Origin of the sequence: Streptomyces corallincola (assembly GCF_019104725.1) — a bacterium.
Classification (GTDB): domain Bacteria; phylum Actinomycetota; class Actinomycetes; order Streptomycetales; family Streptomycetaceae; genus Streptomyces; species Streptomyces corallincola.
In genome coordinates, this window is sequence record NZ_JAHRXF010000036.1 from 38,170 (window position 1) to 62,996 (window position 24,827).

At 72.9% G+C, this 24,827-nt stretch carries 16 protein-coding genes and 2 pseudogenes; 7 read left to right on the forward strand and 11 right to left on the reverse strand.

Annotation, left to right across the window (positions count from 1 at the left end; all coding sequences use genetic code 11):
• Positions 1-225 precede the first annotated feature (225 nt).
• From KUM39_RS20775 to KUM39_RS20790, 4 genes are all read left to right on the forward strand, one after another.
• The gene (locus tag KUM39_RS20775) at positions 226-1,326 is read left to right on the forward strand and encodes an SMI1/KNR4 family protein (RefSeq protein ID WP_246620482.1); all 1,101 of its coding nucleotides are present in this window, start codon (positions 226-228) and stop codon (positions 1,324-1,326) included.
• Positions 1,327-1,336: 10 nt separating this feature from the next.
• A complete protein-coding gene (locus KUM39_RS20780; RefSeq protein WP_217787240.1) occupies positions 1,337-4,204 on the forward strand; it encodes an SUKH-4 family immunity protein in 2,868 nt (955 codons plus the stop codon).
• Between the two features lie 379 nt (positions 4,205-4,583).
• Positions 4,584-5,474: an SPFH domain-containing protein gene (locus KUM39_RS20785; protein WP_217787241.1), complete on the forward strand. Its 891-nt coding sequence runs from the start codon at positions 4,584-4,586 to the stop codon at positions 5,472-5,474.
• A 167-nt stretch (positions 5,475-5,641) separates the two neighbouring features.
• The gene (locus tag KUM39_RS20790) at positions 5,642-6,073 is read left to right on the forward strand and encodes an ankyrin repeat domain-containing protein (protein ID WP_217787242.1); all 432 of its coding nucleotides are present in this window, start codon (positions 5,642-5,644) and stop codon (positions 6,071-6,073) included.
• A gap of 27 nt (positions 6,074-6,100) precedes the next feature.
• On the opposite strand, the gene KUM39_RS20795 is transcribed toward KUM39_RS20790, so the two are convergent.
• The 3 genes and pseudogenes from KUM39_RS20795 to KUM39_RS20805 all read right to left on the reverse strand — a co-directional run bounded on the left by KUM39_RS20795 (position 6,101) and on the right by KUM39_RS20805 (position 10,068).
• Positions 6,101-7,600, reverse strand: a complete 1,500-nt coding sequence (locus tag KUM39_RS20795) for an MFS transporter (protein WP_308288190.1) — start codon at positions 7,598-7,600, stop codon at positions 6,101-6,103.
• Between the two features lie 184 nt (positions 7,601-7,784).
• Positions 7,785-8,591, reverse strand: a pseudogene (locus KUM39_RS20800) (SigB/SigF/SigG family RNA polymerase sigma factor); the annotation flags it as partial.
• A gap of 607 nt (positions 8,592-9,198) precedes the next feature.
• Positions 9,199-10,068, reverse strand: a complete 870-nt coding sequence (locus KUM39_RS20805) for a hypothetical protein (protein WP_217787245.1) — start codon at positions 10,066-10,068, stop codon at positions 9,199-9,201.
• Positions 10,069-10,372: 304 nt separating this feature from the next.
• On the opposite strand from KUM39_RS20805, the pseudogene KUM39_RS20810 reads away from it, so the two are divergent.
• Positions 10,373-11,041, forward strand: a pseudogene (locus KUM39_RS20810) (hypothetical protein); the annotation flags it as partial.
• 343 nt (positions 11,042-11,384) lie between these two features.
• Here KUM39_RS20810 and KUM39_RS20815 read toward each other — a convergent pair.
• From KUM39_RS20815 to KUM39_RS20850, 8 genes are all read right to left on the reverse strand, one after another.
• Positions 11,385-12,920, reverse strand: a complete 1,536-nt coding sequence (locus tag KUM39_RS20815) for an NCS1 family nucleobase:cation symporter-1 (protein WP_217787246.1) — start codon at positions 12,918-12,920, stop codon at positions 11,385-11,387.
• A 201-nt stretch (positions 12,921-13,121) separates the two neighbouring features.
• The gene (locus KUM39_RS20820) at positions 13,122-14,144 is read right to left on the reverse strand and encodes a TIGR03842 family LLM class F420-dependent oxidoreductase (protein WP_217787247.1); all 1,023 of its coding nucleotides are present in this window, start codon (positions 14,142-14,144) and stop codon (positions 13,122-13,124) included.
• Between the two features lie 11 nt (positions 14,145-14,155).
• Positions 14,156-15,559: a dihydropyrimidinase gene (hydA, locus tag KUM39_RS20825; protein ID WP_217787248.1), complete on the reverse strand. Its 1,404-nt coding sequence runs from the start codon at positions 15,557-15,559 to the stop codon at positions 14,156-14,158.
• A gap of 103 nt (positions 15,560-15,662) precedes the next feature.
• A complete protein-coding gene (locus KUM39_RS20830; RefSeq protein WP_217787249.1) occupies positions 15,663-16,505 on the reverse strand; it encodes a nitrilase-related carbon-nitrogen hydrolase in 843 nt (280 codons plus the stop codon).
• Between the two features lie 174 nt (positions 16,506-16,679).
• Entirely contained in the window at positions 16,680-18,275 is a 1,596-nt protein-coding gene (locus KUM39_RS20835) for a PucR family transcriptional regulator (protein WP_217787250.1), read from the reverse strand.
• A 32-nt stretch (positions 18,276-18,307) separates the two neighbouring features.
• Positions 18,308-19,591 carry an aspartate aminotransferase family protein gene (locus KUM39_RS20840; RefSeq protein WP_217787251.1) on the reverse strand — a complete coding sequence of 428 codons (1,284 nt, stop codon included), beginning with the start codon at positions 19,589-19,591 and terminating at the stop codon, positions 18,308-18,310.
• Entirely contained in the window at positions 19,588-20,430 is an 843-nt protein-coding gene (locus tag KUM39_RS20845) for a nitrilase-related carbon-nitrogen hydrolase (protein ID WP_217787252.1), read from the reverse strand. Before KUM39_RS20845 ends, KUM39_RS20840 begins: the two co-directional genes overlap by 4 nt.
• Positions 20,431-20,675: 245 nt before the next feature.
• Positions 20,676-20,927: a helix-turn-helix domain-containing protein gene (locus KUM39_RS20850; protein ID WP_217787253.1), complete on the reverse strand. Its 252-nt coding sequence runs from the start codon at positions 20,925-20,927 to the stop codon at positions 20,676-20,678.
• Positions 20,928-20,971: 44 nt separating this feature from the next.
• Here KUM39_RS20850 and map point away from each other — a divergent pair, with 44 nt between their 5' ends.
• Together map and KUM39_RS20860 are read left to right on the forward strand one after the other, a co-directional pair.
• Positions 20,972-21,745, forward strand: coding sequence for a type I methionyl aminopeptidase (gene map / locus KUM39_RS20855; protein WP_217787254.1), 774 nt, complete (start codon positions 20,972-20,974; stop codon positions 21,743-21,745).
• Positions 21,746-22,200: 455 nt separating this feature from the next.
• The coding region (locus KUM39_RS20860) for an ATP-dependent Clp protease ATP-binding subunit (RefSeq protein ID WP_217787255.1) at positions 22,201-24,827 on the forward strand (2,627 nt) is incomplete at its 3' end.

Consider the following 24,827-nt stretch of genomic DNA (forward strand, 5'->3'; position numbering starts at 1 on the left):
GGTGGGCGGTGACGGCGGGGTGACGGGGGGTCACGTGGACGGGCGGGGTGCGCGGTGGGCGGGGTCGTGGGGGCGGTCCTGGGTGCGGTGCGGGTGGGGTGTGGGGGTGGTCCGGGGTGCGGTGCGGGTGGGCCGGTGACCGCGTCGCGGGTACCGCATAGGCTGTCGGCATCCGCGATCGACACGGCCGTACGGGCCAGAGGGACGCCGCAGGGGGCAACCGCCATGACGACAGGTCGGCTCGGGCTCGGGGCTCCTCCCGGCCGTCAGGCCGGGGGACTCACCGCGCCGAACGCGGCGTACGCCGGGCAGGTCGTGCACTTCCCGGACCCGGTGCGGGCGGCGCGTCACCCGCGCGGGGTACGGGTGGACGAGCGGGGTTTCCCGGATTTCTCGCCGTACGCGCGTGCTGCGGCGGAGATCGCCGAGCCGCCTGAGGGTTTCGGCGTGGACGAACTGCGGCTGACGGACTACGTGTCGGCGAACGCGGCGCTGGCGGCGTCGGGGCACGCGTTGTGGGACACGGTGCCGGACGTGGCGACGCCGCACGGCTGGACGTGGCACCACGTGGCGGGTTCGCGCCGTCTTGAGCTGGTGCCGGTCGAGGTGAAGGCGTTGCTGCGGCACCACGGTGGGATCGCGACGGCGGACGTGGATCAGGGCAAGCGGGGCACGCGCCCGTTGCAGGAGACGCGTCCGGCGCACTTCGGTCTGCCGAGGTCGGGTGTCGCGGTCACCGAGACGCAAGTACAGGGCGTCGAGGAGGAGTTGGGGTACCGCCTGCCGGGTGCGTACCGCTCGTTCCTGAAGGCGGCGGGCGGCTCCGCGCCGGTGGGTACGGCGCTGGACGCGGAGTTGGGGCTGCTGCTGGACCAGCCGTTCTTCACGGTGCGGGACGAGGCGGCGGTGAATGACCTCGTGTACGTGAACAAGTGTCTGCGCGACCATCTGACCAAGGACTATCTGGGCGTCGGGTTCGTGCAGGGCGGTCTGCTCGCGGTGAAGGTGAAGGGCGAGCGGCCGGGTTCGGTGTGGTTCTGCGCGTACGACGACGCGCGGGACACCGATCCATCGTGGTCCCCGGCGGAGCGGGTGGCGCGGCTGCTGCTGCCGTGCGGTGACGACTTCGACGCGTTCCTGTCGCGGCTGGCGGGCAGTCCGCCGGAGCTGGAGACGGTGGCGGATCTGATGGTGGAGGGCGGGTTCGCCCGCGTGGTGCCGGTGGCGGGTGCGGGTGCGGGTGCGGGTGCGGGTGCGGGTTCCGGTGCCGGTTCCGGGGACGCAGGCGGGCCCGTGTCTGTGGCGTCCGAGTCGGCGGGGGAGTGAGCGGCGGACGATGGTGACTTTCGCGCAGGCGCAGGAGCGCGCCGAGGAGTGGATCAACGGGGACGTCCCGGCGTACCAGCACCGTGAGGTGCGGGTCCGGGAGTTCGGCCTCGGGTTCGTGGTGTGGGGCGAGGACCGCGCGGACGGCCCGCGTTCGGACGCGGGCGCGGCCCGGCTGGTGATCGCCCGTGACAGCGGCGAGGCCACGCTCTGGCCCGCGCTGCCGGTGGGTGAGGTGATCCGCCGGTACGAGGAGGAGTACGGCCGGGGTGACGCGGTCGAGGACGCGGTCCCGGCACCCGCTCCGGCGCGGGTTGACCTCAACCAGACGTCCTTCCTGCTGACTCCTCCGGAGTGGTTGCAGGAGGCGGCCGACCGGTTGGGGATTCCGGACCGGCGGGAGTCGGGGTCGGCGTCGGGGACGGGTGCGGGTGCTGTTCCGGCGGGGGACGCGGGGGACGCGGCGCGCCCGGGTGCGGGTTCCGGTGCGGGTGCTGGTGCGGGTTCCGGTGTGGGTTCGTCGGGGTCCGACTCCGGTGCGGGGCTTGCTCGTACGCAGGCTGGTGTGCCCGGTTCGGGTTCGGTGGATGCGCGTCCGGGGGGCGATGTGGTGCCGAGTGCCGAGTCCGGGTCCGGGTCTGGGTCCGGGTCCGGGTCCTCGGGGTCCAACTCCCTTGTCGGGCGGGAGGGTTCCACGCCGGACAGTGGTGCCGCGTGGCCGCGTGCGGCGGGGGAGGCGGAGAGCGCGGGGGTGCCGGACGGGGCCACACCGTGGGCCGGTACGGACACCAACGCCGAGGTGGGCGAGGACCGTTCGGTGCCGTTGCCCCAGACCGTGTTCGCACCGCCGCTCGGGGAAGCGGGCCCCGGTGTGCCGCGCCCGCCCGTCTCGGCGCCGGACGCGCAGACCGCCATGATCTCCGGGGGCAGCCAGTTGCCGCCCACCGCTGTCACGCCGATGGTCGGGGCGCCGGAGGGCAGCACGCCTCCGCCGCAGTCGGGTACCCCGGCGGACGGTACGGCTCCGGGTACGCCGGACGCTTCGGCGTACGCGCATCCGCAACCTGCTGCCCAACAGCCTTCACAGCAAAGGAAGTTGGCGCCTAACGCGGGGGACATCGCGGACGCGGCGACCAGCAAGGCGGCCCCGCCGCCGCGCAAGGGCCGGGGTGGCGCGACCCCGCCGCCTCCGCCCGCCCCGCCCGCCCCGCCCGGCGTGCCGGGTGTTCCGGGCGCGCCTGCCGCGCCTGAAGCTCCGGGTGTGCCGGGTGCGCAGGGTGCTTCGGCCGGGGGGTACGTGCCGACGCAGCTCGTCGCCTCCCTCGGCCCGGAGGGGCTGGAGGGTCCGGAGGGTCCTGCGGGACCGGGTGCGCCGGGCAGCTCGGGTACTCCGGGTACTCCCGGTGTTCCAGGCACTCCAGGCACTCCAGGCACTCCGGGCACTCCGGGTGCTTCGGGTGTGCCCGCGCCGCCTGCTCCGCCCGCGCCGCCCGCCGCTCCGGGTGCCCCCGGTGGTACGCCCCCCGGCGGGGTCCATCACGCGGCGACGATGCTGGCGAACCCGGGCGTGTCCGCCGCCCCCGCCGCGCCCGCCGCCCCCGGTACGCCGCCGCCCGCCCCCGGTGCCCCCTCGGCCCCCGGTGCTCCGGGCGTCCCCGGCCCCGTGCCCTACGCGGCGACCATGCTGGCCACGCCCTCGGTGACCGGTGGCCCCGGCGTGCCGCCGCCCCCGCCGCCGGGTGCGATGCCGCCGCCCGCCGGTGCCATGCCGCCGCCTCCGCCGGGCGCCATGCCTCCTGCCGGTGCCATCCCCCCGCCGGGCGCGATGCCGCCTCCCGGTGCGATGCCGCCGCCGGGTGCCGTACCCGGTGCTCCGTCCGCGTACGGGTATCCGCAGCCGGGGCAGCCGACGGTGGGGCCGGGGTACCAGGCGGTGCTGCGCTACCGCGCGCAGGACGGCTCGGAGCAGCAGCTGATCCGGCGTTCGGCGCCGGGCACCCCGCACCCGGAGTGGCAGATATTCCACGAGCTGCGCGCGATGAACGTGCCGCCGGGTCAAGTGCTGGAGCTGCACACGGAGTTGGAGTCGTGTGAGCTGCCGGGGGCGTACTGCGCGCGGATGATCCGGGAGCAGTGGCCGCAGGCGCGGATCACGAGCATCGCGCCGTACGGCACCGATCACGCGAGCAGGCAGCAGGGCATGGCCCAACTGCTCGCTCATCAGGGTGAGTTGCATCAGGTGGCGGACGGTCCCGCGCGGCCCGCGCCGGTGCGGGCGCCGTTGCCGCCGGTGCAGCCGGTCGCGCCGTTGCCGCCGGAGGCGATCGCGCAGGAGCTGGCGGCGGCGTTCGGGCCGGGGGTGTTCCGGTTCGACCAGCGGGCGGTGTCCCGGCAGGGTGTGCCGCCGGTGGTGGCGCACACGCTGATGGCGGCCGGGCTGCCGCTGGACATGGGCCCGTTCTTCTGGGCGCAGGCGCAGCCGGGCCGTCCGGTGCCGACGCTGGCCGAGCTGGCGGCGGAGCGCGGGGTGCGTCCGGCGTCGGACGCCGGGTCGTATCTGGTGCTGGGCACGGACTTCGGGAAGGCCGTGTGCGTGCAGTACGGGACGGCGCACATCGTCGCGGTGCCGGTGGAGGCCGGTCCGGGCGGGGCGCCGGTGCCGCCGCAGTTCGTGAACACGGGGCTGCCCGAGTTCACGCGGTGCCTGGCGCTGCTGGGCCGGATGTGGCGGCTGCGGTTCGGGCTGAACCAGGAGCAGGCGGGCCGCTGGACGGTCGATTTCCAGGCCCAGTTGGCGTCCCTGGACCCGTCGGCGCTGGCGTCGCCGGAGAGCTGGTGGTCGGTGCTGCTGGAGCAGATGTGGGACGGGTTGCTGTAGGCGGGTGGTCAGGTAGCCGGGTAGCCGGCCACGTGGCTGGGTAGGCGCGGCGCGGCCGGGGGACCTCACGGGGTCCTCCGGCCGTTGTCGTACGCGGGCGCGGAGGGGTGTGCCGTACGGCTGGGGCGCTGGGGCGCTGGGGCGCTGGGGCGCTGGGGCGCTGGGGCGGACGCGGGTTGTGCGCGGGGGGGTGCGCGGGTTTCCTCGCGGGTCGTGCGCCGGGGTGGATGTGGGTCGTGCGCCGGGGTCCGTGTGGGTCGGGCGCCGGGTGATGCGGGTCGTATATGCGGAGTGTCGCGTTATGAACCCGTATGACCAATCCATCAAGATGTGCGGACGTCGTTCCGTCATGCATGTCCGGTGGAGAGGGGTTTCCGGGGTGAGCAGCGCATCGTCCACGCAAAACGGCTTCCCGACCGTCAGGGGGCGCGCGTACCGCCCCGCGCAGGTGGACGCGTTCACCGGGACCCTGTCGGGGGAGCGGGACGCCGCGTGGGAGCGCGCGGCGCGGCTGACCGTGCTGGTCAGGGACATGGAGGCGGAGGCGGCGCGGTGGCGGGCGGCCGTGGAGGCGCTGGTTCCGCACAGTTACGAGACCCTCGGTGAGCAGGCGCGTCACCTCTACCGGCTCGCGGTGCAGGAGGCCTCCGACGCGCGGGAGCGTGCCCTGCGGGAGGGTGAGGAGCGGGTCGCGCGGGCGGAGGCGCGCGCGAAGGACGTGCGCCAGGAGGCGCGCGACACGGCGCGCGCGCTGCGCGCGGAGGCGGAGGAGTACGCCGTACAGGTGCTCGCGGCGGCCCGTGGTGAGGCCGACGCCCTGCGGATCGGGGCCCGCCGGGCGGTACGGGAGGGGCGCGCGGCGGCGCTCACGGGGTTGCGCGAGGTGCGGGAGCGCACCGGCGCGCTGTTCGGTGGGCAGAACCGTGAACAGGCCGACCGCTGGGCGGCGTTCGAGCGGGAGGAGGCGGAGCGCGAGGCGTCGTTCGAGGCGGAGTACGCCGAGCGCACCGCCCGCGCCGAACTCGCCCTCGCGGACGCCGAGCGCACCCTCGCCCGCGCCGAGCAGTCCGCCCGGCGCTGCCAGGACGAGGCCCACACCCGCGCCACCGACCTCCTCACCGCCGCCCGCGCCCACGAGCAGCGCCTCGCCCACGACACCGAACGCGTCCTGCGCGACCACAGCGAGACCTGGGACGACGTCCAGACCCACATGGCTTCGGCCCGCACCCGCCTGACCTCCCTGACCGGCGGCGCCGCGCACCCGGAGTGAGGGGTGCAGCGGGTTCCGGGGAGGGCGCAGGGTCGTGGGGCGGCGCGGGGCTGTGGGGCGGGCTGTGTGCGGGTGCGCGCCGGGCGCCCGCGACCGTCCTTGTTGCGGTCGTCAACGAGTGTTCGTGACCAGACGTCTGGCTCACCCCCTGGCTAGTCTGAGCGACCGTGAACAGACGGCGGCAGAAGAAACTGTCCAAGAGTCTCGTCGAGGCGGCGACCTTCGGCGACAGCGCCCAGATCAACACTCTGCTGCGAGCCGGGGCTCGCCCGGAGGCGACCAACGCCGAGGACACCACCCCTCTGTACGCGGCATCCGTCACCGGAGCCACCGACAACGTCCTGTGCCTGCTGGCAGCCGGGGCCTTGCCCAACGCCGAGAGCGGACGCGGCACGGAAGGCACACCCCTGTGCGCGGCCGCATGCTGGGGCCACACCGAAACGGTGCACGCACTCCTCGCCCACGGTGCCGACCCCAATCTCCGCGAAGACCACGGCACGGGCCGTTCCCCGCTCGAATGGGCGATGACCGGGCCTCACCCCGAAACGATCGACGTACTGCTCGCTGCGGGCGCCCGACCTCACAGCCGAGCCACGTGACCCGTCTCGTAGCGCCAGGTCTCGTGATCAATGCACCTGGCGCGCCCCCTCCTGTCGTACGGGGAACACCCGCGGGGCGATCAGCAGGAGTGCCAGGAAGGCCAGGGCCGCCGCGCAGGAGGCGCCGAAGTAGACCGCGTGGACCGCTGCGGCGATGGCGCGGCGGGTGGCTTCGGGGGCGGCGCCGGTGTCGAGGGCGCGGGTGACGGAGTCGAGGTCGCCGGTGCCGCCGAGGCGGGCGGCGAGGACGCCGTTGGCGATGGCGCCGAAGAGGGAGGCGCCGAGGGTCTGGCCGGTCTGGCGGCAGAAGAGGATCGAGGCGGTGGCGGTGCCGCGCTCGGACCAGCCGACGGTGGACTGCACGCCGATGATCAGCGGCAGCTGGAACAGGCCGAGGACCGCGCCGAGTACGAGCATCAGCAGCGCGGGCTGCCACCAGGCGCCGGGGTAGGGCAGGAACGGGAACGCGAGCAGGACGAGCGCGCCGAGGCCGATGCCGAGCAGCGCGGTGTCGCGGAAGCCGATGCGCCGGTACACGTGCTGGCTGAGCGCGGCGGACGCGGACCAGGTCAACGTCCAGACGCAGAGCACCAGTCCGGCCGCCGCCGGGCCGAGTCCGAGCACCGACTGCGCGTAGGTCGGCAGGAACACCGAGGGCGCCACCATCAGCAGGCCGAGCGCGCCGAGGGCGAGGTTGACGGCGGCGATGGTGCGACGCCGCCACACCCACCCCGGAATGATCGGCTCCGCCGCGCGCCGCTCCACCCGTACGACCAGGGCGACCAGGGCGAGGCCCGCGCCGAACAGGCCGAGCGAGGGCGCGGACAGCCACGGCCAGGCCACTCCGCCCTGGACGAGCGCGGTCAGCAGCACCCCGCCGCACGCGAACACCGAGAGCGCGCCCGCCCAGTCCACGCGGGTCCGCTCGGGCCGTGCCCGGTCGGGTTCGTGCAGGTGGCGGACGATCAGCCAGAGCGCGGCGGCGCCGATCGGCAGGTTGACGAGGAAGATCCAGCGCCATCCGGCGTACGCGGCGAGCAGTCCGCCGAGTCCCGGCCCGGCGACCGCCGACACCGCCCAGACGCTGGACAGCCGTGCCTGGATGCGGGGGCGTTCGGCGAGCGGGTAGAGGTCGGCGGCGAGCGTCTGCACGGTGCCCTGCAACGCGCCGCCGCCCAGGCCCTGTACGACCCGGAACGCGATCAGCGCCGCCATGTTCCAGGCGCCCGCGCAGAGCAGCGATCCGAGGAGGAACAGGGCGGCGCCCGCGACCAGTACGGGTTTGCGGCCGAAGGTGTCCGACAGCTTGCCGTACACCGGGAGGGTGACGGTCACGGTGAGCAGGTAGCCCGAGAACAGCCAGGAGAAGACGGAGAAACCGCCGAGGTCACCGACGATCTGCGGGACGGCGGTGGAGACGATGGTCGCGTCGAGCGCGGCCAGCGCCATCGACAGCATCAGCGCGGCGACGACGGCGCCTCTGCGTCTCGGGGTGGGGGGAGGGGAGCCCTTGAGGGGGGCTCCGATGGGCTCGGGGGGCGCGGCTGGGCCGGGGGATGTGGCGGGGCCAGGGGGGGGGGGGGGGGGGGGGGGGGGGGGGGGGGGGGGGGGGGGGGGGGGGGGGGGGGGGGGGGGGGGGGGCCGGGGGGGGGGGGGGGGGGCGGGGGGCGGGGGGGGGGGGGGGCGGGGGGGTGCGGCGGGTGCGGGGCGGTTCGCCCAGGGCCTGGGCGCGTACGCGGGCACAGCTGCGGTCGATCAGCCGGGAGACGTGCATCTGGGAGATGCCCAGCTCGTGGGCGATGCTGCTCTGGGTGCGGTCCTGGAAGAACCGCATGTACAGGATGGCGCGTTCGCGCTCCGGCAGCCTGCGCAGTCCCTCCTTCACGGCTTCCCGGTCCAGCACGGTGTCGTAGGCGGCCTCGGCGACGCCCAGCGTGTCGGTGAGGTGGTAGCCGTCGTCGGAGGTGGTGAGTTCGGCGTCCAGGGAGAGGGTGCTGAAGCTCTCCAGGGCCTCCAGACCGTCGATGACCTCTTCCTCGGTCAGTCCGGTGCGGGCGGCGAGCTCGGCGGTGCCGGGTTCGGGGCCGTCGGCGTACCGCATGAGCTCACGCCGGGCGACCCGGACACGGTTGCGCAGTTCCTGGACGCGGCGCGGGACCCGTACGGCCCACATGCGGTCCCGGAAGTGCCGTTTCACCTCGCCGGTGATGGTGGGTACGGCATAGCTCTCGAAGGCGCCGCGCTCGGGTTCGTACTTGTCGATGGCCTTGACCAGTCCGAGGGCGGCGACCTGGCGCAGGTCCTCGACGGCCTCGCCCCGGTCTCGGAAGCGGCTCGCTATGCGGTGGGCCATCGGCAGCCAGGCGGCGATCAGCCGGTCGCGCACGGCGTCCCGCGCGGGTCCGTCGTCCAGTTCGGCCATCCGGGTGAACAGTACGGCCGTGTCGGGGGCGTCGTCGTGCGGGCGGCGGGTGGCCGCGGGCGTGCGGGATCGGCTCGGTGACATGTCGGTCGGCATGCGGAATCGCTCCTGAGCTGTGATTCCAGGGCGCGGCCGGATGCGGTCCGGTCCGGGCCCGAAGGCGTTGTCAGGGATCACCGCAGCGGCGAGAGGCGCCCGGTCACTGGAGGTCCGGCCGCCGGGCGTTTCCGCTGGGCGTGCGCCTCCAGTCCGAAGCACGAACTCCCGTCTGCCCGGCGGGAGGACACGCAAACACGCCGTCCGCCCCGGTTCCGGCCCGCGACACGTGGCGAACTGCCGGGTGTGGATGGCGCCACTCCCGGTACTCGCGGTGCACGGGGTTGAGCAGCCAGCCCCGGTGGCCTTCCGGGGACCCGCTCCCCGGAAGGCCGCTCACCGCCCGGCACGGGGTGTCTCCGGCGGCCCGCGTGCATGAGCGGGGCGGGCGCGGTGCTCCGGCGTGGTGAGACGTGCCCACGGGGTCGGGCACCCCTGCCCACACACATGGGGCCGACCTCCTGGGTGGAGGTCGGCCCCATGTGGTCAGCGCACATATGGCGGACGGAAGTTGTGGCTGCCCGGCCAGTCCGCGAGGTCAGCCCGGCCCGTGTGGGCCCGTGTGGCCCGTGTGGGCCGTCTGGTTCGTCCGGTTCGTCCGGTCCGCTCAGTAGCGGTCCAGGATCAGGCCCGTCTTCAGGATGTCGCCCTTGTAGAGCCAGCCGTGGGAGTCGGCGACGCTGATGGCGTCGGCGTGGAGCTTGGCGGCGTCGTTGTAGTTGTCGGTCTTGAAGGACAGCTCGGTGATGTACTCGGTGCCGGAGCCGGAGGCGCTGACGACCGGGACGACCTCGATACTGGCGTCGTCGGAGACCTCCCAGGCACCGCCCCAGACCTGGGAGGTGACGGGGCCGTGCTGGCGGGACGCCTGGAGGGTGGTCTTGCCCCAGCCCTTGGACTTCCAGTCCTGGAGCTTGCCGGGGATGTCCGCGACCAGCCAGCCCAGACCCGTGCTCGACGCGGGCAGCGCGGTGCCGGAGTAGCCGGAGGCGCTGTGGGACTTCTCGTTGCTGAAGCTGAGGGTCTGCTTGGAGTAGCCCCAGTCCACCTCGGCGTCGTAGTTGGTGTCGCTGCTGTCGAACCCGGCGGCGTTGGCCGTGGTGAGGGCGCCGTTGATGTCGCCGTTGCTGACGGGGAAGCGCATCTTGTACGTCTCCTCGAAGGAGGAACCGCTCTTGTGCCGCAGCCGTGCGTCCCAGCCCTGGCCGTTGAGGTCGAGGGCGCCGGTGTCGAAGTAGGCGTACGAACGCGCCTTGGCGGAGCCGGTGATGCCGAACGCCGACTTCACGGCGGCGAGCGGCGCGTGCGAGGAGTCGAGCGCGGCGGTCGTGAGGTTGACCTTGACCTCGTAGGTCGGCACCGCGTTGGACGCGGCCTGCGCCGGGGCCGTCGCGGCGAACAGGGACGCCGAAGCGGCCAGGGCCACCGCCGCTGCGGTGGCGGGACGGAGGCGGGCGGCACGAGAAGTGATCTTCATGGGCAGGAGGATGACGGCGTACGGTGATCTCCGGACGACCGCCGGATGCGCAACGGGTGAACTGCTGACAGCGTGTCGGACGCGTCGTGGGTGCTGTGTGAAACCTGTCCGACGCGCGCGGGGAACGCCGCCGGGCCGTGACAGCGCCACAAACACCCGCATACCGCGCCCCTCACCGGGGTGGCGGTGACCGTGCGGCCACGGAGCGAGTTTTTCCTTCCGCCGCGCGGACTCCCGTGTGAGACTGGCGTCCCCGTCCACCTGCGGACCCTCCTCCGCCCCGCTCCCCCACGAGAAGTGCGACGTGCGTTCTCTGCCTCTGCCGCTCGCCCTGACCGCGCGCCTGACCCCGGTCGTGGTGCTCGCCTGCGCCGGGTGGGCGCTGACCTCCGGCCCCGCCGCGCCGACGTCCGCCGAGCACTCCTCGGACCGGTCCGGCACGGCCACCGGGGACGGCGCCGTCCCGTCGGACGGCTCCAGCACCGCCCCGCCCTCCTACTCCGGCGCGCCCGCGCCCTGTACGAGCGTGCCGGTGGACACCCTCAAGTCCCTGGTGCCGGGGGCTAAGACGGCCGGGAAGGAGATCCCGTCCACCGACGCCAAGCTGCGCCGCACCTGCTCCTGGAACGCGCTGCGGGGCTTCGACTACCGCTGGCTGGACGTGTCGTTCGAGGTCGCGGAGTCCAACCAGGAGGCCACGCGGGAGTATCAGCAGCGGGTGTCCGAGAAGAGCGGCGGTGGCGCCGTGCCCGGACTCGGGGACAGCGCGTACTCCGTCGTGAACCTCACCACCCAGGACAAGCAGCAGACCCGCGAGGGTGTGGTGCTGGTCCGGGTCGCCAACGCGCTGGTCGTCGTCACGTACAACGGCAGCGACTTCGAGACGAAGAAGGCGCCGGACACGGACGAGATCAACAAGGGTGCGATCAGGGCGGCGAAGGCCGCGGTGGCCGCCCTTCAGGGGCGTGCGGCCGGTGGAGGCTCGGGCAACTCTGGTTCCGGCGGAGGGAGTTCGAGGTCGGGGAAGCCCTCGTCCTCCGGGAAGCCCGATGACTCGGGCACGTCGGACGCATCCAAGTCGCCCTCCGACAAGCCGAGTTCGTCGTCCTCCGAGAAGCCCGGCGGTTCCGGATCGGATGATTCCGGTGACGCCGGTGACGCTGGTGACTCCAAGGGCTCGGGTACGACGGACGGTTCGGGCAGCGGCACGTCCGGCTGAGCGGCCGGTCCCCCGGAGCCCGTACGGCGACGGGGGCGCCCGGTGTCGTACCGGCCGCCCCCGCCCCGGGAGTTCGGCCCGCGCGGGCCGAGGAGGTTCAGGCCGCGCTCGTCTCCCGCTCCCGCCGTGCCACCGGCAGGCTCAGCAGCAGGTACAGCACCAGCGAGGTCCCGAGTCCCACCGCCCAGCCGTAGTCCGCGAGGGGCCGCAGCGCGGGGATCGGGCGGCCGTCGATCAGCGGGTGGAAGTCGGCGCCGCCGACCGCGAGGACACCGCCGACGACGAAGGCGACAACGGCCCGCCAGTTCCAGCCGCCCGCGTACCAGTAGCGGCCCTGGGCCCGGTACAGCTCCGCGAGGGCGAGGCGGGTGCGCCGGACGATCCAGTAGTCGGCGACGAGGATGCCCGCGACCGTGCCGAGCAGGCCGCCGACCAGGCCCAGCCAGGTGAAGATGTAGCCCTGCGGGTCGGCGTACAGCCTCCACGGGCAGATGACGACGGCGAGTACGGCGGTGATCAGCGCGCCGGTGCGGAAACTCACCTTGCGGGGGGCGACGTTGGAGAAGTCGAACGCCGGGGAGACCAGGTTGGCGGCGATGTTGACGGAGAGGGTCGCCACCAGCACGGTGACCAGGGCGTAGATCAGCCCGACCGTGCTGTCGGTCTTGGCGGCGAGCTGGACCGGGTCCCAGATCGGCTTGCCGTAGACGGCGGCGCTGCCGGAGGTGACGAGGACGGACAGGAACGCGAACAGCGTCATGGTGGTGGGCAGTCCGAGGGCCTGGCCGAGCGTCTGGGCCTTCTGGCTCCTGCCGTAGCGGGTGAAGTCGGGGATGTTCAGCGAGAGCGTGGACCAGAAGCCGATCATGCCCATCAGGGAGGGCCAGAACAGCTTCCAGAAGTCGCCGCCCCAGCCGAGCCGGGAGGGCTGGTCGAAGAGGGGGCCGAGGCCACCGGCCTTGTCGCTCATCCACCACAGCATCACGAACGCGCCGACCAGCACGAACGGCGCGGCCCAGTTCTCGAAGCGGCGGATGGTCTCCATGCCCCGGTAGATGATGGCGAGCTGGATCAGCCAGAAGACGACGAACGACAGCCACATCGTCCACGGCCGCCCGGCGACCTCCGAGGCGTCCGCCCAGCCGCCGCCGATCAGCTTCCCGGCGAGGAAGAAGATCGCCTCGCCGCCGATCCAGGTCTGGATGCCGAACCAGCCGCATGCCACCAACGCCCGTACGACAGCGGGCAGGTTGGCACCCCGCACCCCGAAGGACGCGCGGGCGAACACCGGGAACGGAATGCCGTACTTGGGTCCGGCGTGCCCGGTGAGCAGCATCGGCACCAGCACGATCAGGTTGGCGAGCGCGATGGTGAAAACGGCCTGTTTCCAGTCCATGCCGACCGCGATCAGCCCCGAGGCGAGCGTCCAGGAGGCCGTGTTGTGGGCCATGCCGACCCAGAGCGCGGAGAAGTTGTACGTCGTCCAGGTACGCCCGGACGCCGGGACCGGCAGCAGGTCGGCGTTGGCGTACGGGCCGCTGGGCGCGTCGGCGCCGGGAGCGATCTCCACCCGCCCGTCGGCCAGGGTGACTTGGGCGGTGGGCGGTATGGCGGAGGGAGCGGTGTCGGTCATGGGCGGGCCCAATCGGAGAGGGACGGAACGGAGGAGGCCGTGCGGGTGGCTCCGAGGGGGGGTGCGCCCGATCGCCGTGCCGTATGTGGTGGCGCCACATGTGGTGCTGTCACATGTGGCGCTGTCACATGTCGTGGTGCGGTGCGAGCGCCCTGGCCCCCTTCCCCGGTCGGGGGAAGGGGGAGATCGACAGGGTTGCGGTCAGCGGGCGTCGAGCGCCGGGATGACCCGGGTGCCGTAGGCGTCGATGACGGCCTCCTGCGCGTCGTGCATGTCGTACACGGCGAACTGGTCCACGCCCAGGTCGCGCAGCGCGGCCAGTTTCTCGATGTGCGCCTCGGGCGGCCCGATCAGACAGAAGCGGTCCACGATCTCGTCGGGCACGAACCGGGTGTCCGGGTTGTCGCTGCGCCCGTGGTGGGCGTAGTCGTAGCCCTGGCGGGCCTTGATGTAGTCGGTGAGTTCGGCGGGTACGGCGGCGGAGTCGGCGCCGTACTTCTCCACGAGGTCGGCCACGTGGTTGCCAACCATGCCGCCGAACCAGCGGCACTGGTCGCGGGCGTGGGCGAGCGCCTCGGGCGAGTCGTCCTCGGTGACGTAGGCGGGTGCGGCGACGCAGATGGTGACCTCGGCCGGGTCGCGCCCCGCGGCGGAGGCGGCGTCGCGGACGGCCTTGACCATGTACTCGGTGAGGTAGAGGTCGGCGAGCTGGAGGATGAACCCGTCGGCCTCCTCACCGGTCATCTTCAGCGCCTTCGGCCCGTACGCGGCCATCCAGACGGGGAGTCGGGCGCCGGGCCCGATCCAGGGGAAGCGGATCACGGTGCCGCCGAGGTCGGCCTCGTCGCCCCGGCCGAGGGCGCGGATGACCTTCATGGCCTCGCTGATCCGGGCGAGGGTGTTGGGCTTGCGTCCGGCGACGCGCATGGCGGAGTCGCCGCGCCCGATGCCGCAGACCGTGCGGTTGCCGAACATGTCGTTGAGGGTGGCGAAGGTGGAGGCGGTGACCTCCCAGGTGCGGGTGCCGGGGTTGGTGACCATCGGGCCGACGGTGAGCCGTTCGGTCTGGGCGAGGATCTGGCTGTAGATGACGAACGGTTCCTGCCACAGCACGGCGGAGTCGAAGGTCCAGCCGTACGTGAAGCCGTTGCGTTCGGCCCGCTTCATCAGGCTGACGACGCGGGAGGCGGGCGGGTCGGTCTGCAGGACGAGTCCGAAGTCCATCGGCGCCACTCCTAGTTCAGATACTGGCAGGTGCCGCGCGGGGTGAAGGCGCCGTGCCCGGCCCGCCCGGTGAACTCCCGCTCGGTGATGACGGGTTCGCCGCGCGACAGCACGGTCTCGACGCGGCCGGTGATCCGCCGGCCCTCGTAGGCGGAGTAGTCCACGTTCATGTGGTGCGTGTCGGCGGAGATGATCTGCTCGGCGCGCGGGTCGTAGATGACGATGTCCGCGTCGGCACCGGGGGCGATGGTGCCCTTGCGCGGGTAGAGGCCGAACATGCGGGCCGGGGTGGCGCAGGCGATCTCGATCCAGCGGCGCCGGGTGATGTGCCCGTCCACCACGGCCTGGTGGAGCAGGTCCATGCGGTTCTCCACGCCCGGCAGCCCGTTGGGGATCTTGGAGAAGTCGCCGCGGCCGAGTTCCTTCTGCCCGGTGAAGCAGAACGGGCAGTGGTCGGTGGAGACCACCTGGAGGTCGTTGGTGCGCAGCCCCCGCCAGAGCGCGGCCTGGTGGTCGCGGGGCCGCAGCGGGGTGCTGCACACGTACTTGGCGCCCTCGAAGCCGGGTTCGGCGAGGTTGTCGGTGGAGAGGAACAGGTACTGCGGGCAGGTCTCGCCGAAGACGTTCAGCCCCTCGTCGCGGGCGCGGGCGAGTTCCGCGACGGCCTCGGTGGCCGAGACGTGCACGACGTACAGCGGGGCACCGGCGACCTGGGCGAGCCGGATGGCGCGGTGGGTGGCCTCGGCCTCCAACAGCGCCTTGCGGACCTCGCCGTGGTGGCGGGGGTCGGTCTCGCCGCGCGCGAGGGCCTGTTCGACCAGGACGTCGATGGCGATGCCGTTCTCGGCGTGCATCATGATCAGCCCGCCGTTGTCGGCGGCCCGCTGCATGGCCCGCAGGATCTGGCCGTCGTCGGAGTAGAAGACGCCCGGATAGGCCATGAACTGCTTGAAGGAGGTGATCCCCTCCTCCACCAGCAGGTCCATCTCCTTCAGGGTCTCCTCGTTGACGTCGGAGACGATCATGTGGAAGCCGTAATCGACGGCGCAGTTGCCCTCGGCCTTGGCGTGCCAGGCGTCCAGTCCCTCGCGGAGGGTGGAGCCGACGCTCTGGATGGCGAAGTCCACGATGGTGGTGGTGCCGCCCCAGGCGGCGGCGCGGGTGCCGGTCTCGAAGGTGTCGGCGGCGGTGGTGCCGCCGAACGGCATCTCCATGTGCGTGTGGGCGTCCACCCCGCCCGGGATGACGTACTTCCCGGTGGCATCGACGGTCCGCGCGTCGCCAAACGCCTCGGCGGCGGGCGTGCCGGTGGCGGCGAGGGCGGCGACGCGGCCGTCCTCGATCAGGACGTCGGCGTGCATCTCGTCGGCCGCGGTGACGACGAGACCGCCCCGGATGACGGTACGGCTGCTCATGCTCCCTCTCTCCTCCCGGCGGGCGGGGTGAACGGTGCGGATCGGGGCCGGGTGACCGGCGCGGACCGGGCCGGGCGGGCCGGAGCGGTCGGGGCCGGTGCGGTCAGGGCCGGGTCAGCGGGCCGTAGGCGCCCGGCGCGCGGTCCCGGTAGAACTGCCAGCGGTCGCGCACCTCGCGGAGCTTGGCGAGGTCGAGGTCGCGGACGACGAGTTCGGTCTCCTTGTCGCTCGCCACCTCCCCGACGAACTGGGCCTCGGGGTCCACGAAGTAGGTGGTGCCGTAGAAGTCGTTGTCCCCGAGGTCCTCGACACCGACGCGGTTGATGGCGCCGACGAAGTACTCGTTGGCGACGGCGGCGGCGGGCTGCTCCAACTGCCAGAGGTAGCGGGAGAGTCCGCGTGAGGTGGCGGAGGGGTTGAAGACGATCTCGGCGCCTTCCAGGCCCAACGCCCGCCATCCCTCGGGGAAATGGCGGTCGTAGCAGATGTAGACGCCGATGCGGCCGACGGCGGTGTCGAAGACGGGCCAGCCGCTGTTGCCGGGGCGGAAGTAGAACTTCTCCCAGAATCCCTGCACTTGGGGGATGTGGGTCTTGCGGTACTTGCCGAGGTAGCTGCCGTCGGCGTCGATGACGGCGGCGGTGTTGTAGAGGACGCCGGGCTGCTCCTCCTCGTACATCGGCAGTACGAGGACGAGGTTCAGTTCGCGGGCGAGGTCCTGGAAGCGGCGGACGGTGGGACCGTCGGGGATGCGTTCGGCGTACTCGTAGAACGCCTTGTCCTGGACCTGGCAGAAGTAGGGGCCGTAGAACAGCTCCTGGAAGCACAGGACTTGGGCGCCCTGGGCGGCGGCGTCGCGGGCCGCCCGCTCGTGCACCTGGATCATGGACTCCTTGTCGCCGGTCCAGGCGGTCTGGAAGAGGGCGGCGCGGATCACTCGGCTCATCGGGAACCTCCGTCGGCTGGGTGTGCGGTGAGCCTAGGAAGCGCGCGGGCGCGGGGCGACGGGCAGCGTGTCACGTCCGGGGCGGCGGTGCGTGTCACCGTGTCACGGGTCGGCGGGGCCATCGTTCTCCCAAGTCGTGCGGGGTGTACGGGTACGGGGCGGGTGCGGGTGGGGTCAGCGGCGGCGCTGGGCGTCGTGGGCGAGCAGCGCGATGTGCACCGAGGCGGCCTGTTCGAAGTCGTCCAGGTCGATGCCGAGCAGGGCGTGTATCGCTTCGAGTCGGCGGTAGAGCGCGGGCCGGGAGACGTGGTGGAGCTGGGCGGTGCGGGACTTGTTGCGGCCGGTGGCGAGGTAGGTGCGCAGCACGTCGAGGAGTTCGGGGTCGGTGTCCCCTAGCAGCCCGTCCAGCTCGCGTTCCGCGAAGGACTGCACCTGCGGATCGTCCCGCAACAGCCGTACAAGACCGCGCAGATGGACATCGCGGAGGCGGACCACGGCGGGCGGGGGCAGGGCCGCCGCGGGGCCGGTGACGGCGTCCGCGACATGCCGTGCCTCGCGCAGCGCGGCGGGTACGGCCTCCCAGTCGGCGCACGGTCCGGCGGCGGCGACCACGGCGTCCGGGCGGCCGGTCTCGTGCCGCAGCCGCTCCGCGAAGTGCGCGGTCAGCGTCTCGGCGTGCTGGTCGCGGGCGAGGCTCAGCAGCACGGCGGTGGCGCCGTCCCCGAGTTCCCCGGCCAGCCCGGCGAGTCCGAGCAGCCGCAACAGGCGTTCCAGGGAGGCGGGTTCGGTGCCGGGTACGACGAGCGGCACGAACGTCCGCCGGTTGACGGGGAGTCCGGCCGCGCGCGCACGGGTGAGCAGCCGGGCGGGCGGTACGACACCGGAGGCGAGGTCGGTGAGCAGATCGCGCGCGGACTGCTCCTCCCAGCTGGGCGCGGTGGGGCCGCCGAGCATCCGGTGCAGGACCAGGGCCTCGGCGGCGCGGTCGGCCAGCAGCCGTCCGGTCGCCGGGCCGCCCCGGTGCCCGCACAGCAGCAGCCGCCCCCAGCTCTCGCCCCGGCCGCCCAGCTCGGCGCGGACCCAGCCGTCGGCCTCGGCGGCTCCGGCCTGCCGGGCGACGCGTTCCCAGTCGCGCAGCACGTCGTCCACGGCGGGCCGTTCCCCGGCCGTGCCGAGCACCCGGTGGGCGAGGTTGGTGACGACGACCGGGCAGCCCGCGTGCCGGGCGATCTCGTCCAGCAGGCGTTGCAGCGGGGCGCCGGAGGTGATGAGCGCGGTGAGGGCGGTGCGGACGCTCTCGGAGAGGCTGACGGCTGCAAACTTCCTTCGTACGAGCCGTGATTGGACCTCTTCGGTGAGTTCCGCGAACGGGAAGGGGCGGTGCAGCACGATCATCGGCAGCCCGCAGCGTTCGGCGGCCCGGCGCATCGCCTCGGGCGGGGCGGGGAAGGCGCGGCCGAGCCCGAGGACGAGCGCGGCGGCGTCCGCGCGGTGCAACGACTGTACGTAGGCGGCCTGTTCGGCGGGGTCACCGGCGAGCAGTACCCCGGTGGTGAGGACCATCTCGCCGCCGGTGAGCATGACGCCCACGTCGGCGGCCTCGGCGACGTGCACCCAGCGCACCGCCCGGTCGAGCCGCGCGGCACCGGCCACCACCTCGGGGTCCCCGGCCTGCACCCGTTCCAGTGCGAGCACCTGCCGTACGGTCAGGGCGAGTTCGGGCTCGGGTTCGGGCGGCGGGGCGTGCGGAGGTCGCGCGAAGGTGGTCACGGGGTGGGCGCCCGCCTCTCGGAAGAAGGTCTCTAGCGGGTGCTCCGCAGGGCGTGTTCGAGGATCGCGGCGCCCTCCTCGGCCTCCGCGACGGTGAGGGACAGGGGTGGGGCGATGCGCAGGGCGCTGGTGTCGTGGCCGCCGCCCTTGCCGATGAGCAGGCCCCCGGCGCGGGCCGCCTCCAGGACGGCGGCGGCTCCCGCGGGGTCGGCTTCGTCGGTGCCGGGTCTGACGAGTTCGACGCCGATCATCAGGCCGCGTCCGCGCACCTCGCGGACGCCGGGGAGCGGGGCGGCGATGGTCCGCAGCCGTTCGATGAGCAGGCCGCCGACCCGGCGGGCGTTGCCCTGGAGGTCGTGCTCGATCAGGTGGTCGAGGTTGGCGAGTCCGGCCGCCATCGTGAGCTGGCTGCCTCCGAAGGTGGAAATGCTGTTGGCGTCCAGGCAGTTCATGATCTCGGCGCGGGCGATCACTCCGCCGATGGAGGCGCCGTTGCCGATGCCCTTGGCGAAGGTGACGATGTCGGGCGGGCCGTTGCGGTCGTGGGCCTGCCAGCCCCAGAAGTGGTCACCGGTGCGGCCCCACCCGGTCTGCACCTCGTCCGCGATCCACAACACCCCGTGCTCGTCCAGCACTTCACGGAACGCGGCGTACAGCCCGTCGGGCGGGGAGGTGAACCCGCCGACGCCCTGCACCGGTTCCGCGATCAGCGCGGCGGGCGGCCGGGTGTGCCCGAGCACGTCCCGCAGGTCCGCGACACAGGCGGCGGTGAAGGCACGGTCGTCCAACTCCGCGAACGGGCCGCGGGTGCGGACCCCGCCGTGCACGTAGAGGGTCTGCAACGGGGACAGGGAGGTCGGGGACCAGCCCCGGTTGCCGGTGATGCCGACGGTGCTGAAGGAACGCCCGTGGTAGCTGTTCCGCATGGCGAGCACGGTGTTGCTGCGCCGGTGGGTGGTGGCGAGCAGCAGCGCGGTGTCGTTGGCCTCGGTGCCGGAGGTGGTGAAGAAGACCCGCGCGTCCGGGATGCCGCTCAACCGGGCGATGCGCTCGGCGAGTTCGACCATCGGGCGGTTGAGGTAGAGCGTGGAGGAGTGGATGATCCGCCCGGCCTGCTCGGCGATCGCCTTGGCGACCTCGGGCAGTGCGTGCGCGGTCGTCGTGGTGAGGATGCCGCCGAAGAAGTCCAGGTAGCGGTTGCCGTCCGCGTCCCACACGTGGCGGCCCTCGCCGCGGGTGATCTCCAGCGGGTCGTCGTAGTAGAGGGCGAGCCAGTCGGGCAGCACCGCACGGTGCCGGGAGTAGAGGTCGTTCACGGCGTGGCCAGCCCTTCGTACGCGTCGGGGCGGCGGTCGCGGTAGAACGCCCACTGCTGCCGGACCTCTTCGATCAGGCCGAACTCCAGGTCGCGGACGACGAGTTCCTCTTCCGTGTCGGAGGCGGGGTCACCGACGAGGCGGCCACGCGGGTCCACGAAGTAGCTGGTGCCGTAGAAGTCGTTGTCGCCGTACTCCTCCTGGCCGACCCGGTTGATGGCGGCGACGAAGTACGCGTTGGCGACGGCGGCGGCCGGTTGCTCCAGCTGCCAGAGGTGGGCGGACAGGCCCCGGTGGGTGGCGGACGGGTTGTAGACCAACTGGGCTCCGTTGAGACCGAGTTGGCGCCACCCCTCGGGGAAGTGACGGTCGTAGCAGATGTACACGCCCACCCGGCCGACGGCGGTGTCGAAGACGGGCCAGCCGAGGTTGCCGGGGCGGAAGTAGAACTTCTCCCAGAAGCCCTTCAGCTGCGGGATGTGGTGCTTGCGGTACTTGCCGAGGTAGCTTCCGTCGGCGTCGATCACGGCGGCGGTGTTGTAGTAGAAGCCGGACTGCTCGACCTCGAAGACGGGGGCGACGATCACCATGCCGGTCTCGCGGGCGAGGTCCCGCATCCGGCGCACGGTCGGACCGTCCGGTACCGGCTCGGCCCAGCGGTAGTGCGCGGTGTCCTGCACCTGGCAGAAGTAGGGGGCGTTGAACACCTCCTGGAACCCGATGACCTTCGCGCCCCGGCGGGCCGCCTCGCGCGTGTGCTCCTCGTGTTTCGCCAGCATGGACCCGGTGTCGCCGGTCCAGGTGGCCTGGACCAGTGCGGCACGTACGACGTTGGCCATGAGCTGCTCCTTCGACGCGGCGTCCGAGCCTCTACGCCCGTAGAAACGGGTCGTAGAGGGACGAAAGTAAGCCTCGCGGGAGCCCTTGCCAAGACCATCGTCGGCAACCCGCTGGTCCGGACCCGATTCGCACCCCTAAGGGGTGAGCGGCGAGGGGGCGCGTCTCCCGTGCGGGGCAGCCAACACGAGGCGCGTTACGGAGCGACTACGGGCCGTTTTCGGCCCGGGTCCACCCTGGCCGGGGCTCAGACGGCGACGGGGGTGCAGAGCCCGGCGACGTCGTCCAGGGAGAGGGCGAGGACGCGGGCGAGGGCGGCGACGGTGAAGAACGCGGGGGTGGGGGCGCGGCCGGTCTCGATCTTGCGCAGCGTCTCGGCGGAGAGGCCCGCCTCGGCCGCGATCTCGGCCATGCTGCGCGCACCGCGCGCCTCGCGCAGCAGCCGCCCGAGGCGTTCGCCGCGCTCGCGCTCTTCGGGGGTGAGGGGGGTGCGGACCATGCACCGAGTCTACTCCCCATTAAAATACCGGTATAGTAATGGGCATGATCGAGCTGAAGACGGAAGAGAACATCGCCGCCATGCGGGCCGCCGGGCGGGTGCTGGCGCGGACCCTGAGCGCGGTGCGGGACACGGCGGCCGTGGGCGTCTCGCTGCTGGAACTGGACGAGGTGGCGCGCGGGGTGCTGCGGGAGGCGGGTGCCACCTCCCCCTTCCTCGGCTACCGGCCCGAGTGGGCGCCGGTTCCCTTCCCCGCCGTGCTCTGCACCTCCGTCAACGACGCGATCGTGCACGGCATCCCCACGGAGTACCGGCTGCGCGACGGCGATCTCCTCTCCGTGGACTGCGGCGCCCAACTGGACGGCTGGGCGAGCGACTCCGCGATCACCTTCAGCGTCGGCCGGGCCCGCCCCGAGGACGTACGCCTCGTCGAGACGGCCGAGCGCGCGCTGGCCGCGGGCATCGCGGCGGCCGTCGTCGGCAACCGCATCGGTGACATCGCCCACGCCGTCGGCAGCGTGTGCCGGGCGGGCGGATACGGCATCCCCCAGGACTTCGCCGGGCACGGCATCGGCCGCCGCATGCACGAAGACCCCGGTGTCCCCAACGAGGGCCGCCCCGGCCGCGGTGTCCCCCTCCGCCCCGGCATGGTCCTCGCCATCGAACCCATGCTCCTCGCCGGCGGCCACGACACCTACTCCCCATCCCCCGACGGCTGGACCCTCCGCACCACCGACGCCACCCGCGCGGCCCACGTCGAACACACGGTCGCCATCACAACCAAGGGCCCCCAAATCCTGAGCACGCCCACCCCATAAGGCCGCGACCAGCCACAGCGCACCCGCACCCGACAGACGGCCCGCCCCTCCAGGGGCGCGGGCAACTGCGCAACGAGCCACAGCGGACGCACACCCGGCAGACGACCCGGTCTCAAGGGGCGCGGGGAACTGCGCGACCAGCCACAGCGGACGCACACCCGACAGACGGCCCGTTCTTAAGGGGCGCGGGGAACTGCGCAACCAGCCACAGCAGGCCCGCACCCCCAGAGCAACGATGCGCAGCCCAACCCAAGGGGCGCGGGGAACTGCGCGACCAGCCACAGCCCACCCGCACCCGCACCCGCACCCGCACCCGCACCCGGAAAAGCGCCGCGGGCGGCTGCGGAGGCGGGGACTCCACATGCTCAGAGCGGAGCGCCGTGGCAACCTTGCAGAAGCGGTCCGTCCGCACATCTCGGGGCGCCCGCATGAGCCAGATGCGGAGGAACGCGACGATGACCAGCGGCTACAACAGCCCGGAGAGCGACCCGTTCGGCGACTTCTTCGCCCGCTACTTCGGTGGCCCCACCGGCGGAGCCACCGGCTCGGGCCAGGCCCGCCACATCGACATCGGCAGGCTGCTCAGCCAGCCCGCGAGGGAGATGGTGCGCGGCGCGGCACAGTACGCCGCGGAGCACGGCAGCCGCGACCTGGACACCCAGCACCTGCTGCGCGCGGCCGTACAGGCGGAGCCGACCCGCAGCCTGCTGAGCCGCTCCGGCGCGGACCCGGACTCCCTGGCGACGGAGATCGACGGCCGGGCGGGCCCCGCCCAGCACCCTCCGGGCGGCACCCCCGCGCCGACCGCGATGTCCCTCACCCCGGCGGTGAAGCGGGCCCTGCTGGAGGCGCACGACCTGGCGCGGGCCAGCGGCGCGGGATACATCGGCCCGGAGCACGTACTGAACGCGCTGGCCGCGAACCCGGACTCGGCGGCCGGGCACATCCTCAACGCGGCCCGCTACTCGGGCGGTTCGCTGCCGCCGGAGGCCCCGGAGCCGTCCGCGTCCCGTCCGGAACGGGCGCGGCAGAGCGCCACGCCCACGCTCGACAAGTACGGCCGCGATCTGACCGGGCTGGCCCGGCAGGGCCGTATCGACCCGGTGATCGGCCGGGACGACGAGATCGAGCAGACCATCGAGGTGCTGTCCCGGCGCGGGAAGAACAACCCGGTGCTGATCGGTGACGCGGGCGTCGGCAAGACGGCCATCGTGGAGGGCCTGGCGCAGCGCATCGCGGACAACGAGGTCCCGGACGTGCTCGCGGACCGCCGGGTGATGGCGCTGGATCTCACCGGGGTGGTGGCGGGCACCCGCTACCGGGGTGACTTCGAGGAGCGCCTGAACAACATCGTGGAGGAGATCCGCGCCCACTCCGATCAGCTGATCGTGTTCATCGACGAGCTGCACACGGTCGTCGGCGCGGGCACCGGCGGCGAGGGCGGCGGCGCGATGGACGCGGGCAACATCCTCAAACCGGCGCTGGCGCGCGGCGAGTTGCACATCGTGGGCGCGACCACGCTGGAGGAGTACCGCAGGATCGAGAAGGACGCGGCGCTGGCCCGCCGGTTCCAGCCGATCCTGGTGCCCGAGCCGACGCCGGAGGACGCCATAGCGATCCTGCGCGGCCTGCGCGACCGCTACGAGGCCCACCACCAGGTCCGCTACACCGACGAGGCGCTGGTCGCGGCCGTGGAGCTGTCGGACCGCTATCTCACCGACCGCAGGCTGCCGGACAAGGCGATCGACCTGATCGACCAGGCCGGTGCCCGCGTCCGGCTCGGCGCCCGCACCAAGGGCACGGACGTACGGGCGATGGAGCAGGAGGCGGATCAGCTGGTCCGGGACAAGCGGCAGGCGGTCGCGGACGAGCAGTACGAGCTGGCGACCGAACTGCGCAACCGGATCGGCGAGTTGAAGAAGCGCATCGCGGAGGCGACCGGCGAGGAGCAGGGGTACGAGGGGCAGAACCTGGAGGTGACCGCCGAGGCCGTCGCGGAGGTGGTGTCGCGGCAGACGGGCATCCCGGTGAGCCGCCTCACCCAGGAGGAGAAGGAGCGGCTGCTCGGTCTCGAACAGCATCTGCACCAGCGGGTGGTGGGGCAGAGCGAGGCGGTCGCCGTGGTCTCCGAGGCCGTACTGCGCTCCCGCGCGGGCCTGGCGAGTCCGGACCGGCCGATCGGCAGCTTCCTGTTCCTCGGCCCGACCGGTGTCGGCAAGACGGAGCTGGCCCGCGCGCTCGCGGACGCCCTGTTCGGCAGCGACGAGCGGATGATCCGCCTGGACATGAGCGAGTACCAGGAGCGGCACACGGTGTCCCGGCTGGTCGGCGCCCCGCCCGGCTACGTCGGCCACGAGGAGGCGGGCCAGCTCACCGAGGTCGTGCGGCGGCACCCGTACTCCCTGCTGCTGCTGGACGAGGTGGAGAAGGCGCACCCGGACGTGTTCAACATCCTGCTCCAGGTGCTGGACGACGGCCGGTTGACCGACTCGCAGGGCCGCACGGTGGACTTCACCAACACGGTGATCGTGATGACCAGCAACCTCGGCTCGGACGTGATCATCCGGCGTGGCGCGGGCATCGGGTTCGGTTCGGGCGACGCGGACACCGACGAGGAGGCGCGGCGCGAGCAGGTGCTGCGTCCGCTGCGCGAGCACTTCCGGCCGGAGTTCCTGAACCGGATCGACGAGATCGTGGTGTTCCGGCAGCTCACTGGTGAGCAACTGCGGCAGATCACCGATCTGTTGCTGGAGCGGACGCGGCGGATGCTGGAGGGTCAGGACGTCACCGCCCGGTTCACCGAGGCGGCCATCGACTGGCTGGCCGAGCGCGGCTACCAGCCGGAGTACGGCGCCCGGCCGCTGCGCCGCACCATCCAGCGCGAGGTGGACAACCAGCTGTCCCGGCTGCTGCTGAACGGCACGGTGCGCGAGGGCAGCCGGGTCACGGTGGACGTGCGGGACGGCCGTCTGGCCTTCCGCACCGACCCGTCGGTGACGGCGGGCGGCGGGGGGGGCCCCCCCCCCCCCGGCGGGGGCCCTGGCCTCCCGACGCGGGGGGGCGGTTCTCCCCCAAAGGCCCC

Excerpts from the sequence above, each read along its gene's own strand:
- KUM39_RS20820 (WP_217787247.1), bottom strand. The coding sequence starts at position 14,144 with ATGGACTTCGGACTCGTCCTGCAGACCGACCCGCCCGCCTCCCGCGTC.
- KUM39_RS20815 (WP_217787246.1), bottom strand. The coding sequence starts at position 12,920 with ATGACCGACACCGCTCCCTCCGCCATACCGCCCACCGCCCAAGTCACC.
- hydA (WP_217787248.1), bottom strand. The coding sequence starts at position 15,559 with ATGAGCAGCCGTACCGTCATCCGGGGCGGTCTCGTCGTCACCGCGGCC.
- KUM39_RS20845 (WP_217787252.1), bottom strand. The coding sequence starts at position 20,430 with ATGGCCAACGTCGTACGTGCCGCACTGGTCCAGGCCACCTGGACCGGC.
- KUM39_RS20850 (WP_217787253.1), bottom strand. The coding sequence starts at position 20,927 with ATGGTCCGCACCCCCCTCACCCCCGAAGAGCGCGAGCGCGGCGAACGC.
- map (WP_217787254.1), top strand. The coding sequence starts at position 20,972 with ATGATCGAGCTGAAGACGGAAGAGAACATCGCCGCCATGCGGGCCGCC.
- KUM39_RS20830 (WP_217787249.1), bottom strand. The coding sequence starts at position 16,505 with ATGAGCCGAGTGATCCGCGCCGCCCTCTTCCAGACCGCCTGGACCGGC.
- KUM39_RS20775 (WP_246620482.1), top strand. The coding sequence starts at position 226 with ATGACGACAGGTCGGCTCGGGCTCGGGGCTCCTCCCGGCCGTCAGGCC.
- KUM39_RS20780 (WP_217787240.1), top strand. The coding sequence starts at position 1,337 with ATGGTGACTTTCGCGCAGGCGCAGGAGCGCGCCGAGGAGTGGATCAAC.
- KUM39_RS20805 (WP_217787245.1), bottom strand. The coding sequence starts at position 10,068 with ATGAAGATCACTTCTCGTGCCGCCCGCCTCCGTCCCGCCACCGCAGCG.